A 14,511-nucleotide genomic window follows, 5' to 3' on the forward strand; every position below is an offset into this window, starting at 1 on the left:
GTCGTTTTTCTCTTCAATGTTAAGATAATAATGGCATAACAAAGCTGGTGGCAGCACTAGCTAAATATAGTGGCCAGGGGTGAAAACGTGATCAAAGAACAAAAGTTTCCAGTAGAAACTAATTATAAATGGTATGATATAAGCAATTTGAGTGAAGAAGACAGTAATAAGCTGCAAATAGATTTTCATTTCACTCCTGACATGATTACTTATATTTCAGACCGACATGAACGACCCCACTATGACTATGATACGCATACGCATATCAATTTGCTGGTTTATGATGTACCTATTTGGCCAACTAAAACTATCAAGCATTTTACGGCTCACCCAGTAACTTTTTTAATATCGGGGGAAAACATTTTTACTTTTCATACGCAATCGACCAGCTATGTGTTTGATGAGTTTAATGATGCTGCTACGAGAAGAGAGCTATCAATGGCACAAGATGTTACTGAACTTTTAATGAAGTTTTTACTATATTCATCGCAGTATTTCCAGCGAGCTGTTACTCAGCTTGATGCCGAACGCAATAGTTTAGATCAAAAGCTTTCTGGTGACATTAATAACAAGGACTTGGTAGAGCTGTCCAATATTGAGAAAAGTCTGGTGTATTTGTCTAGCTCAATTCAGACCAACCTAATGATGCTGCACAGTTTAAAAATGTCTAAATTGGATTTTACCAAGCCTGGACGTGAACGTCTTGATGATGTTTTAATTGAGTCAAACCAATCGGCAGAAATGGTGAAAATTTCGCAACAGGTAACCCAAACTTTGTCTGCAACTTCTAATAACATGATGAACAATAACTTGAACGATACGATGAAGTTTCTCACAGTTTGGTCTTTGGTTTTAACTATTCCTACTATTTTAACCGGTTTTTACGGGATGAATGTCAGTCTTCCGGTTGGACACAGCTCGTCTGACTGGATTGCTATTACTGTAATAACGATCTTTTTGATGGTATGGTTGATTGTGCTAATGAAACGACATCACTTCTTTTAAACTGAGGCAAATAAATGAAAAATAAAGTTTTGATAGGCTCATTAATCACAGCACTTATTGCTTTTATGCTCTATTCTGTCAATCTTAAAAAAGTAGAGAACAGCAGCCTGAAAATTGTGGGTCATGGACAGGAACAAGTTGTCAAAAATAAAAAGGGAAAAAACTCTGCCCGTGAACCAAAAGTTGCGACTGTGGAGTATCCAAATCACATTAAAATTGCTTCCGGCAGTGAGAAAAAATGGGCAGAAAAAATTGTACAGGTGATGGGAAAGGATCAGAGCTATCAAGTTTGTGTTCAAGACCTCAATAATAATAAATTTGTCCGTGTTTCTAACACTAGCCAAAGACATGGTGTAAATACTATTAGTTGTCTATTTCTACTTATTGCTTTAACTTATCAAGAACAACATGGGCAGGCAACTGCGAATAAGGCTGTTAAAATAAAAAAAGCAGATCACGTTAAAGGTGAAAAGGTCCTGCAAAAGGGAATTGCGTATAATGCAGCTTATTTGAAGCAGCTGATGATGCAAGGTGACAAAACTGCAGCCAACGCTTTGTTGCGCACAGTTAAGCCTGCAAAAGTCAACTCAATTATCAGGAGAACTGGCGCTGAAGATACCGCCATTAAAGGAAAACTTTCAGCTAAACCAGCAGCTTATACTACTGCAAATGATTTGAATAAAATTATGGTGAGTCTATACCATGACCAGATTTTAAGCAGACAATATTCCAATCAAGTTTTAGGAGCACTGAATGCTAACAAAACTAAGCCCAGGATTATCCGTAATAGCAAGGGTTTAATTTATGCTATTGGGGATAGTAAAGCCAATGTTGCACTTGTCCAGTCTAATGGTAATGCCTATTGCGTCAGCGTTTGGAGCAATAATGATCATGATTTTGTTAAACTGGGAAAGGCAGTCAATAGCTTTTTTAAATAACATTTTTGACGTATACTTTAACAAATCTTAAATTTTAGGTCCTAATAAAAACTATATTTTAGGGCTTTTTTATTATTTTAAAATAATTTACAGCTTGTAGATTGTATTCTTCAAACTGTAGTGCTATATTATTCACTATGCTGTCAGAAGGAGGGGTGAAATTGGTTAAAAAAAGAAGCCTTGATTTAGATAAGGTGATTGCGAAGGCGACGGAGCTGATTGGACGAAAGGGACTTTCCGCGACCACTCTGCCGAACCTAGCTAAAGAGTTAGGCGTTCGTTCACAGTCACTCTATCATTATGTTTCAGGTCGAAAGCAATTGTTGTCGCTTGTCGGTGCAAGCAGAATTAAAATTTTAGGTAAAAAATTAGTTGATAATTTGATTGGAATTTCAGGTGAAGAGGCTTTACTTAAATTTGCGGATATTGTCCGTGACTTTATTTTGGACGATCCTGCATTAATTAGTATTCTCTACCATCTGAACGAATACCAAAAAGACGATGCTATTACCCAAGAAATTTTAAAGATAATAGCTTTGGCTGACAAACTAAATTTGAGAAGTGACAGCACGGTTTCGCTCCATTCCTTAATTGGGGCAGTACTAGGATACGTTTTTTTAGATGTGTCTGATTCTTTTACAGAAGAAACTAGTGAAGAGGCTGACCAGGGTTATCATGAATTAATTATTCAATTGGTTCAGCCCAATAAATTATTGCAAAAAAATAGAAAGGAAAATCAGAGTGCATAAACTAGTAAAAAATCATATTTTCTCGTTAATTGCATGGATTTTAATTTTAATTATTTCTGTTGTGGCTTTGCCGGACGTTACAGGGTTAACCCGTGAGCACTCAAATATTTCCTTACCGTCTGATGTTCAAAGTGAAGTCGCAAAATCAATTCAAAATGATTGGGGTCCTAAACAAAAAGATACCTATCAGATTGCGGTGGTCTTTAATAAGCAAAAAGGCAAATTGACATCTGATGATAAGAATGCCATTAATGAAACTATTGACAGACTTAAAGATAAGCAAGATCAGTATGGCATTAAAATGATTTTAGGCCCAGATGATAATATTGCTACTAAGAAAAAGCTGCAGTCAAAGGATAATACAACTTGGATAATGCAGTTGAATGTGGCTAAAAAGCACGGACCGGTTAATGATGTTGAGGATGAGTTGAATAAAGCAGTCAAATCTGCCGGCATCAGGACTTATGTTACTGGTGCTGATGTTTTACAAAATGCCTTCTCAAATGCTATTCAAGAGGGAATTAAGAAAACGGAAGTAATTACCGTTATCTTTATTTTCATCGTGTTAGTAATTGTCTTCAGGTCGCCAATAGTGCCCCTAATTTCATTACTGACTGTTGGAGTTTCCTTCATCACATCATTTGCGATTGTTACTAATCTGGTTAAATATCAGAACTTCCCATTTTCTAACTTTACACAAGTCTTTATGATTATTGTGTTATTCGGAATTGGTACGGACTACAACATCCTTTTGTATGACAAGTTTAAAGAAGACCTCGGTAAAGGAATGGGCCGCTACGAAGCGATGAATAGTGCCTTGAAGGTGGCTGGTAAAACAATTCTTTATTCCGGTTCTTCAATCTTAATCGGATTTTCGGCACTGAGTTTAGCTAACTTTTCCATTTATCGCTCAGCAGTTGGTGTTGCGGTCGGCGTAGCAGTTTTATTAATAGTGCTGCTGACACTCAATCCTTTCTTCATGGCTGTTTTGGGAGAAAAAATGTTCTGGCCGGTGAAGAAGTTTACCGGTGAGCATGAAGATAAATTATGGCATGGTATTTCCAAAGCGACACTTGCTCACCCAATTATTTACTTAATTGTACTGGCTTTGGTTGTGCTTCCTTTTGGACTGATGTATACCGGTCACTTGAATTATGATGACACTGATGAGATTGATAATAGTACTTCAGCTAAAGCAGGGATGCTAGTTGTCGAAGATCACTTTTCAAAAGGGATGGCTGAACCTTCAACACTTTATATTAAGAGTGATCACAAACTTGATAATGAAGCCGACTTACGTCTGATTGATCAATTAACCAGACAACTCCAGGCATCTGGAGATGTAGCTTTTGTCACTTCTGTAACTCAGCCTTATGGTGAAAGTATCGATCAGCTTTACGTTAAGAACCAGCTTAATACAGTTAACCAAGGTGTTGATCAAGCACGTGCCGGTTTAGGTAAATTAAGCAAGGCAAGCAAAAAAGTTACTGCGGGTGCAAGCAAGTTGGCTGACGGAACTAGTCAGTTACAAAATGGTACTAGTCAACTCCAAGATGGCGCCAGCAAATTGCAAGCTGGTACGGGTAAGCTGCAAAATGGTGCCAGCCAGTTGCAAAACGGTACTGGGCAACTGCAAGGTGGTGCAAGCCGTCTGCAGAGCGGAACCCAGCAAATGACCAGTGGCCTTAACCAGTTGAATTCTCAATTGGCAAGTGGCAGTGCTGGTATCGCAAATGCGCAGAAAAATACTAAGGCTGCTTTAGAAAAGAGCTATAAAGCTAACCTATCAAAGAGTATTAACAGTATACCCGGTTTAACTCAACAGCAAAAGATGGCTGCCATGCAAGCTGCAGGTGCTGCTTTAGAAAAATCCTGGGCAGAAGCTTCCGCATCAATGCCGGATGTATCTGGTCAAATGGGTCAACTGCAATCTGGTGTCGGCAGATTAGCCACTGCTTCGGGACAATTAAATAGTGGTGCTTCAACATTAAGTGGCGGCATTGGTCAACTCAATTCCAGCGCTGGTCAATTAAGCTCAGGTATTGGTCAAGTTAATTCCAGTACTGGTCAATTAAGTTCAGGTATCGGTCAATTAAATTCCAGTGTTGGCCAACTTAATTCAGGTGCCGGCAAGTTAGCTTCAAGTACACCTAAGATAACTAATGGGGTAGATGAAGTTAATAGTGGACTTGGACAAGGTGCAGCCTATCTTAATGGGTTAGCAAGCTCCTCAGCCGCAGATACTTTCTATATCCCAAAGGAATTTATTAAAAACGATACTTTCCAAACTTCGATTAAGAATTACTTGAGTCCTGACAAGAAATCAACCATGCTGATGATTGTCTTTAAGTCAAATCCAAGTAGCCTTAAAGCAACTAAGAAGGCGCAGGATCTGAGTTTGATGGCTAAAAAGTCCTTAGCAGGAACCAGGCTCAAAAAGGCTACAGTAGCAATGGGCGGAGAAAGTTCTAACATTGCTGACATTAAAGATATTGCCAACAGAGACTTTATTAGAACTGCTGCCATCATGTTAATTGGAATTGGCATTGCGCTGATTTTTGTAACTCGTTCACTTTTGCAACCAGTTTATATCTTGGGTACACTACTGATTGCTTACTTCTGTTCATTATCAATTACGGAATGGGTAGTAAAAGCAGCATTAGGCAAAACTATGCTAACTTGGAACACGCCATTCTTCGGCTTTATCATGTTAATTGCCTTGGGCGTTGATTACAGTATCTTCTTAATGACACGTTATCGTGAACTTGAAGACGGCAGCCCAAGTCAAAGAATGCTTAAAGCATGTGGCATTATCGGAACAGTTGTGGTTTCAGCTGCTATCATTTTAGGTGGTACATTTGCTGCCTTAATTCCATCAGGAATTCCGACTCTGATTGAAGTTGCTTTGGCAGTGATTATTGGTTTAATAATTTTAGTATTTATTATGCCGATTACCTTGTCAGCTGCAGTCAAGTTGACTTATGAAGGTGTTCATTGGCGCAAGAATAAGCGTGCTAAAAATTAATTAACCTTAATTAGAAGGTTGAAATTCTCGTTTAGAGGATTTCAGCCTTTTTTGGCTTAACGCACTTCTTGACTGGTTTACAAAAGATTGTTCATTATAGTATAATGCTTTTAATTAAATTTTAAGTAGAAAGTAAGGAATACTGGCATGTCAAGACAAGTAAATAATCAGTAAGCTCTCGTTAAAGTTTTAAATAATTAATCACTTTTTTAATTTTGAACCTAACGTTGAGCGCATCACTTTAGCAGATAGAGTAATTTTAGCAATTCAATGAATTGCAGCTTATTTAGTGTATTTTGCGTGCACGTTGAGGTTTGATAGTGGAATTAATTAAAATAGATTATTTACAAATTGGCGTGGCAGCTTCTAAACTGCTGACAGTCTCAAATTTGAGCATCAATTCTGGGCAAAAAATTGGCTTAGTTGGCAACAACGGTGCTGGTAAAACAACTTTAATGCGGATACTTGCTCAAGAAAAATTTACGGATTTATTTACCATTAAAGGTGTAGTTGCTAATAATTGTAATTTTGCCTATGTTCCGCAACTGCTTGATGCTGGGGATAAGAGCGGTGGACAAAGGGAAAAACTGGCTCTCAGTAAGGCCATCGCCCAACTAAAAAATATGCCTAACGGTTTGCTGCTTTTGGACGAACCCACTTCTAATTTGGATATTACGCAGCAACAATGGTTAATAAAATTAATAAATAAAAGCAAAATTGCCTGTTTAATTGTCAGTCATGACCAGAATTTTTTGAACAAAGTTTGTGATTCAATCTGGTATATTCAAAATAAAGAAGTACACAATTTCTCAGGGACTTATGAAGAGTTTCGCAACTTTAGCGAAGATCAGCGAAAACGGGCAGAAACGACTTATGAGCAAAAGAAAAAGCACCTTGAGCAGTTAAAGAGAAGTTATAATCTGCATTTTAATAAGGCCAGTACTTTCTCTCACAACAAAAAGGGACTTTCTTCTTCTGATTGGCGGTCAAAGTCGCTGGGAAAACAAAAAACTGCAAATAATGTTATAAGAGCTAGTAAGAATCTCGCTAACCGCATCAATAAAGAAAAAGCAGAAATAAAGAAGCCGCAAATGCATCATGCGATTACCTTAAAAAATGGCAACAATGCAATAACTGATTTGTCGATTTCTCCTAAAAGCAAGGCATTACGGTTGGAAAAACAACCAATTAATGCATATGGTCAAAAGCTATTTAACATTACGCAGGAAGTAAATCTTGTTTATGGCTCAAAAGTAGTTTTAACTGGGCAAAACGGGATCGGCAAGACTGTTTTTCTGAAAAAAATCAAGAATAGACAGTTAACCGGTTTTTATAATTCTAAATTGAAAATAGGTTATTTTAACCAGAATATTGTTACTAGCCAAACTGATAAAACCCTGCTAGATTCTCTTTTTGCCACCAGTATCTTCGATGATAGTTCGACTATGCAGGTCTTAGGCGATTTGCATTTGCGCCAATACGGTGAGCACAAAATAAGTGATCTTAGTGGTGGCCAGCTAGTATGTTTTAATTTAGCTAAGATACTAACTGGTCAATATAATTTATTGCTGCTGGATGAACCGACTAACTTTTTAGATATTGCATCGGTTAATGCCTTAGCCGAATTTGTCACTGCTTATCCCTTTGCCATGATTCTCGTGTCACACGATCAGGCATTTATCAAGCAACTTGAAGTTCCTAAATGGCAAATTAAGAATAGTCGGTTAATCACATCAACGGCCCAAAAGAGGCAGTCCAGAAAAGGCAACAATAATGAATTAGAGTTACTTAAATTTAAGCTCGATCAATTAATGCTTGATTCGCGGGCTTCAATTTCTGAAATAAGGCAACTTAAGGCACAAATTCAAGAATTACAGTAAAAAGCTAGGTTAAAATAGTGATAAAGAATTTTCCTTAGCGCTATTTTTGTTTTATGATTAAGCTATTAATAATTATTGTTTAAAGGAAGTTTTTTATGACTACTTGTCCAAATTGTGGTCGTCCTGTCTCTGACGAGGATGTTACCTGTCCCAATTGCCAGTTTGATTTACAAAAATACCGTGAGACTTTTTTCACGGATCAACACCAACAGGCTAACTTTGAAGATGAAGAGACTGGTAAAAAAATAGCCAGTCGCAAGGTATACCGGCAAGAATTTTATCCAGAAAAACAAAATTCGGTTATCGAACGAATGCTGCAATGGATTCATGTCAATAGTATGATTGTTTTTCTATTGGGAATTGCTTTACTAATTCTCATGAGTTTTTCCCGCAGCTTTGGTTGGATTTGCTTTTTTGCATTACTTGTCTGGCTTTACTTTGTGTGTAGCCGTCAAGAAAAAATTGATCGCTATACCGCGGATGAGCGCTTAACACAAAAAATAAATCAACTCGGATCCAATATGTTTAATGACGTAGCTGAATCAAAAGAAAAAGTGAAAGCTAAAAGCAGGTTAGCTCAAAGAAGTTCTGCTGAAAAAACAGCTATCAACAAGAAAAAACATTTTTCCTATGTGCAACTTTTAGTAATACTAATGGCAGTAATAAATCTAATAGTTTTATTTACTGGTTCTGGTGCATCTGTTTTAGACGTGACTTATGGCCAAAAAATGTCCATTACTCGTGTAACTTTTGGGCTTGCTGGCAGGCTTTTTTCTTCAAATGCGACATTGCTTTCAGGTATTGTGCTTTGTGTAATTTGGTTAATCATAGTTCTAATACCGCTATTTATTATTTATCATACTATGAGGGATACTAAAAAGAGCAGGGCCATTGCATTTTTACTTTCTTTGGTTGAAACTGTCTTTTTAATTTACATTATTTATAGAATGTCTAATAGTTCGCTTTCTAATCGCGGCATTTTACACAGTATTACCAGTCAACTACTTTTGTACGCAGTTTCAATAGGCGCTTCAACTTATTTCTTAATTTTGGCTAGCGTGATGACGACAGGACTCACAGGGTATAATCTATTCCGCCACCGTCAAAAGCAATAATAAAAAAAGCTGATAAATCAGCGTTCTTATTTAGTAACGCAGTTTATCAGCTTTTTAGTTTATATCTTAATGATAAGTTATTTGGTTGGCATAGAAATTACTAAATGTTGGTTAACGAAAGCCATCAAACCTAGGTCACTAAGTTCACGACCATAGCCTGATTTCTTTACACCACCGAATGGTAATTCAGCAGAACTGATCCATGTGCCGTTGATTACGCTCATACCAGTTTCAATTTGCGCAGCTACATTCTGAGCACGCTTGATGTTGGAACTGATAACAGAAGAACCTAGACCGTAACTGGAATCGTTAGCTAAAGCAATAGCAGCATCTTCATCTTCTACTTCGTAAACGATAGCAACTGGGCCAAAGAACTCTTGGTCAAATGCAGGATTGTCACGATCAACATTGGTCAGAATAGTTGGGCGGAAGAAGGCACCATCTGAATCAATTTCAGGATATTGGTAGAACACTTTTGCCCCTGCTGCAATAGCGCCATTTACTTGCTTAGTCAGTTTTTCCTTTGCGCCTTGTGAGTTCAGTGGTGGCAAGGTAGTACTTGGATCAAGCGGATCTCCTGCTTTCAAACTAGAAAAGACCTTCTTTAATTCTTGCAGCGTTTCGTCATAGCGGGACTTAACGACAATAATACGCTTAGAAGAAGTACATACTTGGCCGTCATTATAAGTTCTGGCTGAACTAAGCGCCTGCTTTAAAACTTCAGGATCAGCGTCGTCAAGGATAATGAAGGCATCATTACCACCAAGTTCCATGGTCGACTTCTTCAGATTTTTACCAGCATTTTCAGCAACCGAAGAACCACCACGTTCTGAACCAGTCAACGCTACGCCCTGAATTCTAGGATCGGCAATCATTTGATCAAGTTGATCGTAGCTTGGATACATATTAATCAAGCTGCCCTCAGGGGCACCTGCCTGTTTAATAATTTTAGCAATCAATGCTGCAGAACCTGGAACATTGTGGGCGTGCTTCAGAATAATAGGATTACCAACAATAAAGTTTGGTGCAAATACTCTGATTACTTGATAAAGTGGGAAATTCCAAGGCTCACATGCCATTACAACGCCAGTAGCCTGCTTTAGGTAATATGCATCACCCAATTTGGAATCAATTGGCTCGGGTTTTAACAATTCAGGCCCTTTGTCGGCAAAGTAATCGCAAATAGAAGCACAAAGATCGACTTCACCTTCAGATTCTCCAATCATTTTACCCATTTCGCGAGTCATGATCTCTGCCATTTCTTTTTTATGCTCACGTAAACCGTCTGCAACTTTATGCAACGTTGCGGTTCGGGTTTCAGGGCCTTCATGGCGCCACTTTTTGTAAAGTGCATCGGTCAAGTTTAGAGCATCCTCGATTTGTTCAGCTGTAGGATTGTCATAGCTGGCAAAAGTTTCATTAGTATATGGATTAATAGATTGATATTTAGCCATAATATTATCTCCTTAAATTTTAATCAGGATAGATTTTTCTCAAAATCAAAATATAAACCGTTTTCATTAATCATTATAGCACATACAGAATATTTTACTAATAATTAGTAAGTAAAAATAAAGATTTATTTTATTGCATTTAAAAGATAAGTTAATGATTCCTCTAAATACTGAGCAGCATAAGTCATTGCGTGTCGCTTACCCGCTATTAGTTTAAGGTCTACAGCGTGATTATTTTGAGCCAAAAAGTTAATAAAATTAAGTAAATAATTGATAGGAGATAATTCATCTGCAGAATTGATCATTAATAATTGCTGTAAATTGCTGTAATCATATGAATCAGCATCAATCTTTTTTAATACCTTTTCATCTTCAGAGCCGGCATATGCTAAAGTAAAATATTTATAAAAAGCATTATTGATATCGTGTAAATCAGATAAGCCCAGTTCTTTTCGACCATCAACCGCAGGGGTAACTTCTGTATGGTCTTTTATCCAGGCTGAATAACTAACAGGAGCCGACCAAGTAACAGTAGGGAAGCCATATTTACCCGCAATATTCAGCGCCATTGTGCCACCACTGCTGGCACCAATTTGAGTAATGTGGGGCTTTTTATTAATTACAAACTCACTTTGCATTAGCCATTTGACAAAGTTAATGCTGTCTTGATGTGCTGCTGGAAAAGGATATTGTGGCGCAAGAGAATAATTAGGGGCAAAAACAGTAAAACCTCTATCGGAAATATTTTGGCATAAGTTTTTAAAACTGTTTTTATCTCCCCGAAACCAGCCTCCACCATGCCAAAACAGCAGTATTTTGTCACTAAAACTAACGTTGTCTGGCTTATAAATATCTACCTTAAGATTTCTTTGCTCATCATAAGTGACATCATTGATAATTTCTACCATCCGATTTTCCTCCCCAAAATTATATTTTTAGATCTATTATACTGTAATAATAGCTAGTTTTTGCTTTAAACCCAAATTGCTTTCACTTCAGGAAAATAATTAAAATATTTTAATTATTATTATTTAATGACTTAAATAGTAATCACTATGCTTATTTTTTGGTAAAATTAGGCTTAACATTGGAGGTAAGCTATGCATCTGTCTGCTAAAGCTAGTCGAAGACTGATTAATATCTTGACCGTTGTCAGCGGGATTATCATTATTATTTTATGTATATACTGGTATAAATTAGGAATATTTACCAGTCAGGCTAAAATGAAAGCATATTTGGCTAACAAGAGAATAATTGGGCCGATTATTTTTGTTTTAATCCAGATAATTCAGGTTGTTATTCCTATTATTCCTGGTGGTGTTTCACTTTTAGGAGGGGTCATTTTCTTTGGACCGATAGCAGGTTTTATATACAATTATGTGGGAATCTGTATTGGTTCAATTATCAACTTTTTTTTAGCGCGCTTTTACGGCAGACCTTTTATTCTTCATATTGTTTCTGAAAAAACTCTTGATAAATATATGAAGTGGACTAAAAACCAACGTAAGTTTAACTGGTTTTTTGCAATTTGTATTATTGCGCCAATGGCACCGGACGATGTTTTATGTCTTTTAGCAGGTTTAACTGACATGAAATTCTGGACCTATTTTTGGATTATTATCCTAGGTAAGCCTTGGACCATTGCAGCATACAGTCTGGCACTTGATTTTGGTATGGACTGGCTGCTTAGGTTGATAGGTAATTAATGGGCAGTCGAATTTATTTTCGTCCCTTCAAATTATCTGATGCACCAACTCTGCTTAAATGGGGGCAAGATCAATATTATCAGTGCTTAGCCGGCTTTGGGCATTATCAAAATTTAGCGGAGGCTGAAGTTGCCGCAGGAAAGTATGCTGCAAGAAAGTATAGTTATGGCATTTGCCTTAGAAATTCTCAGGAGTTAATCGGCTTAGTTGAACTATATAATAGAGGTACTAGCGAAGAAGAGTTATTGCATACCAAAGAAATTGGTTTTTTACTTGATAAGGATTTTTCTGGTCAAGGTTATATGACCGAAGCCTTAAATATACTTCTAGATTATGCGTTTAAACAGCTCAATCAATCTGAAATTTGGGCCGGCACTTTTAAAAATAATTTTCGTTCACAAAATTTACTTACTCGCCTGGGCTTTAAATATATTTATTCAGTCGATATGAGCAAGTTAAGTAAGTTATTTCAATATCGGGAAGATTATTTTTTATTAAAAAAGGCAGATTGGTTCAATAAAGAAAAGTGATTTAAAGTAGGCAAAATTTTTTACAAAAATAATTATAAAAACATTAAATATTGTTTGCTAAAAAAAGCATAATAGCTTAAAATAATATCCAAACACGGAATCCTTAGACTGATTCAGAGAGTTCGCATTTTGGTGCAAGCGAATAGATGTCGTTTCCAGATTCCATTAATGTGGGTAATTAATAATTACACGGCACGCGGCATCGTTATCGCCGACTTAATGAAGTGCAGCTAAATACTAGCTGAAACTGGGTGGTACCGCGAAGCCATGTATGAGCCAATTCGTCCCAATCATGTGGGATGAGTTGGCTTTTTTTGTGGAGGTAAAAAGATGCTGGATATAAAGGTGATTCGCGAGAATCTTGATTGGGCCAAGGATAAACTTGGTAGACGTGGCGTTAAGCCGGAAGAATTGGATGAATTAGTCAAAATTGACGCTGATCGGCGTGAAGAACTGAACCGCAGCGAGCAGTTAAAAGCAGAGCGCAATACAGTTTCAAAGAAAATTGCGGAAATTAAGAGAAATAAAGAAGATGCTTCTGCTGCAGTGCAAAAAATGCGTGAAGTAGGACAGGAAATTAAGGAACTTGATGATAAGGTTGCTGAATTGACTGAAAAACAAGAATATATTTTGCTGAGACTGCCTAATTTCCCAGACGATTCTGATCCAATTGGACCTGATGAAAGTTATAATGAAGAAGTTCGTAAGTGGCATGAACCAACTAAATTAGCTTTTAAGCCTAAGGCACACTGGGATATTGGTACTGATCTTGATATCTTGGACTGGGACAGAGGTGCTAAAGTTTCAGGTGCCCGCTTTGTCTATTATAAGGGTGCCGGTGCTTTACTTGAACGAGCTGTATTTAACTTTTTCCTTGATGAAAACACTAAGGAAGGCTACACCGAAATAATTCCGCCATATTTAGTTAATGATGAATCAATGCAAGGTACAGGACAATTCCCTAAGTTCCGCGAAGATGTTTATACCATTGTCGATAACGACAATCCTGACAAGCCACGGGACTTAACTTTGATTCCAACTGCTGAAGTGCCACTTGTTAATTATTTTCGTGATGAAATTATTCATGGTGATAAGCTACCAATCAATGTTACTGCATTATCACCGGCATTTAGGAGTGAAGCTGGTTCAGCTGGACGTGATACTCGCGGTCTGATTAGAATGCATGAATTTAGAAAAGTTGAAATGGTTAAAATTTGCAAGCAGGAAGATTCTTGGGATGAATTAGAGAAACTGACTCATAACGCTGAGCATTTACTGCAAAAATTAGATTTGCCATATCATGTAGTTGCTTTATCTACTGGGGATGCTAGCTTTACCAGTGCTAAAACTTATGATTTAGAAGTTTGGATGCCAGCTCAAGATAAATATCGTGAAATTTCCAGTTGCTCTAACTGTACTGACTTTCAAGCTCGTCGCGCGCAAATTCGTTACCGTGATGAAGATGGCAAGCTGCACTTGGCACATACTCTTAACGGCTCAGGTTTGGCAGTAGGCAGAACTGTTGCCGCAATTTTAGAAAACTATCAAAATGAAGATGGTACAGTTAATGTACCAGAAGTTTTGGTTCCTTATATGAACGGAATGAAAAAGATTACTAAGGAAGAAACTCTGATTTAATAAGTAGCAGTTTACTGTGATTTCGCAAGTTGAATAAACTTGCGAAATTTTTTTATAAAAATTTGGGGCAGTGTAAATAGCAAAATTAATCGAATTACGAATAATTAACTAATTGGTCTAGTCTAAAAAATAAAGAAATGGGTCTAACAGGTATTAGACAAAACTAATTCGAAAGTTATTTTACTTAAATAACGAACAAAATGATTAATTTGACGAATGAATGCAAAAAGAGTAAGGTATTACTTGTGTCTGAGCGAGTTACGTCAAATAACAAGCTCAACATAAATCGAGCAAAAGCAGTTGACAAAAGCGAACTGCTTTAGTAAGATAATAAACGCTGTCGGGCAAGACGGCAAAAAGGTTCCAGAAAAAAGTGCTTGACAAAAGGGCACGGATCTGGGAAAATAAAAAAGCTGTTTTAAAGAAGCAGCAGGTAGTACCTTGAAAACTGAACAATGTTTTCGCAAAAAT

11 protein-coding genes are annotated in these 14,511 nt (G+C 37.1%); 9 read left to right on the plus strand and 2 right to left on the minus strand.

Going from position 1 to position 14,511, the window contains the following annotated elements; genetic code table 11:
- Positions 1–87 precede the first annotated feature (87 nt).
- The 6 genes from ACZ2M0_RS02930 to ACZ2M0_RS02955 all read left to right on the plus strand — a co-directional run bounded on the left by ACZ2M0_RS02930 (position 88) and on the right by ACZ2M0_RS02955 (position 8,712).
- A complete protein-coding gene (locus ACZ2M0_RS02930) occupies positions 88–1,005 on the plus strand; it encodes a magnesium transporter CorA family protein (protein ID WP_490058457.1) in 918 nt (305 codons plus the stop codon).
- A 14-nt stretch (positions 1,006–1,019) separates the two neighbouring features.
- Positions 1,020–1,943, plus strand: coding sequence for a serine hydrolase (locus tag ACZ2M0_RS02935; protein WP_490058458.1), 924 nt, complete (start codon positions 1,020–1,022; stop codon positions 1,941–1,943).
- A gap of 161 nt (positions 1,944–2,104) precedes the next feature.
- Positions 2,105–2,692 carry a TetR/AcrR family transcriptional regulator gene (locus ACZ2M0_RS02940; RefSeq protein WP_490058459.1) on the plus strand — a complete coding sequence of 196 codons (588 nt, stop codon included), beginning with the start codon at positions 2,105–2,107 and terminating at the stop codon, positions 2,690–2,692.
- Entirely contained in the window at positions 2,685–5,717 is a 3,033-nt protein-coding gene (locus tag ACZ2M0_RS02945; protein ID WP_490058460.1) for an MMPL family transporter, read from the plus strand. The genes ACZ2M0_RS02940 and ACZ2M0_RS02945 overlap by 8 nt, the downstream gene beginning before the upstream one ends.
- Positions 5,718–6,037: 320 nt before the next feature.
- Positions 6,038–7,597 carry an ATP-binding cassette domain-containing protein gene (locus ACZ2M0_RS02950; RefSeq protein WP_490058461.1) on the plus strand — a complete coding sequence of 520 codons (1,560 nt, stop codon included), beginning with the start codon at positions 6,038–6,040 and terminating at the stop codon, positions 7,595–7,597.
- Between the two features lie 95 nt (positions 7,598–7,692).
- Positions 7,693–8,712, plus strand: coding sequence for a zinc ribbon domain-containing protein (locus ACZ2M0_RS02955; protein WP_490058462.1), 1,020 nt, complete (start codon positions 7,693–7,695; stop codon positions 8,710–8,712).
- Between the two features lie 77 nt (positions 8,713–8,789).
- Here ACZ2M0_RS02955 and ACZ2M0_RS02960 read toward each other — a convergent pair whose 3' ends face one another.
- Both ACZ2M0_RS02960 and ACZ2M0_RS02965 read right to left on the minus strand, forming a co-directional pair.
- Positions 8,790–10,166, minus strand: a complete 1,377-nt coding sequence (locus ACZ2M0_RS02960; protein WP_490058463.1) for an NAD-dependent succinate-semialdehyde dehydrogenase — start codon at positions 10,164–10,166, stop codon at positions 8,790–8,792.
- A gap of 125 nt (positions 10,167–10,291) precedes the next feature.
- Positions 10,292–11,074 (minus strand): alpha/beta hydrolase fold domain-containing protein, encoded by a 783-nt coding sequence (locus ACZ2M0_RS02965; protein ID WP_490058464.1) that lies wholly within the window; start codon positions 11,072–11,074, stop codon positions 10,292–10,294.
- 192 nt (positions 11,075–11,266) lie between these two features.
- On the opposite strand from ACZ2M0_RS02965, the gene ACZ2M0_RS02970 reads away from it, so the two are divergent.
- The 3 genes from ACZ2M0_RS02970 (at position 11,267) to serS (ending at position 14,040) form a co-directional block, all read left to right on the plus strand.
- Entirely contained in the window at positions 11,267–11,872 is a 606-nt protein-coding gene (locus ACZ2M0_RS02970) for a TVP38/TMEM64 family protein (protein WP_223902576.1), read from the plus strand.
- Positions 11,872–12,402 (plus strand): GNAT family N-acetyltransferase, encoded by a 531-nt coding sequence (locus tag ACZ2M0_RS02975; protein WP_490058465.1) that lies wholly within the window; start codon positions 11,872–11,874, stop codon positions 12,400–12,402. Before ACZ2M0_RS02970 ends, ACZ2M0_RS02975 begins: the two co-directional genes overlap by 1 nt.
- A 330-nt stretch (positions 12,403–12,732) precedes the next feature.
- Complete coding sequence (serS, locus tag ACZ2M0_RS02980; protein ID WP_223902574.1) at positions 12,733–14,040, plus strand: serine--tRNA ligase; 1,308 nt, start codon at positions 12,733–12,735, stop codon at positions 14,038–14,040.
- The last annotated feature ends 471 nt before the right edge of the window (positions 14,041–14,511 follow it).

This window comes from Lactobacillus sp. VURO6/B1 (VP7) (assembly GCF_058139575.1).

Bases quoted from the DNA above. Each gene is read 5' to 3' on its own strand.
- ACZ2M0_RS02935 (WP_490058458.1), top strand. From the start codon at position 1,020: ATGAAAAATAAAGTTTTGATAGGCTCATTAATCACAGCACTTATTGCT.
- ACZ2M0_RS02955 (WP_490058462.1), top strand. From the start codon at position 7,693: ATGACTACTTGTCCAAATTGTGGTCGTCCTGTCTCTGACGAGGATGTT.
- ACZ2M0_RS02960 (WP_490058463.1), bottom strand. From the start codon at position 10,166: ATGGCTAAATATCAATCTATTAATCCATATACTAATGAAACTTTTGCC.
- ACZ2M0_RS02965 (WP_490058464.1), bottom strand. From the start codon at position 11,074: ATGGTAGAAATTATCAATGATGTCACTTATGATGAGCAAAGAAATCTT.
- ACZ2M0_RS02970 (WP_223902576.1), top strand. From the start codon at position 11,267: ATGCATCTGTCTGCTAAAGCTAGTCGAAGACTGATTAATATCTTGACC.
- ACZ2M0_RS02975 (WP_490058465.1), top strand. From the start codon at position 11,872: ATGGGCAGTCGAATTTATTTTCGTCCCTTCAAATTATCTGATGCACCA.
- serS (WP_223902574.1), top strand. From the start codon at position 12,733: ATGCTGGATATAAAGGTGATTCGCGAGAATCTTGATTGGGCCAAGGAT.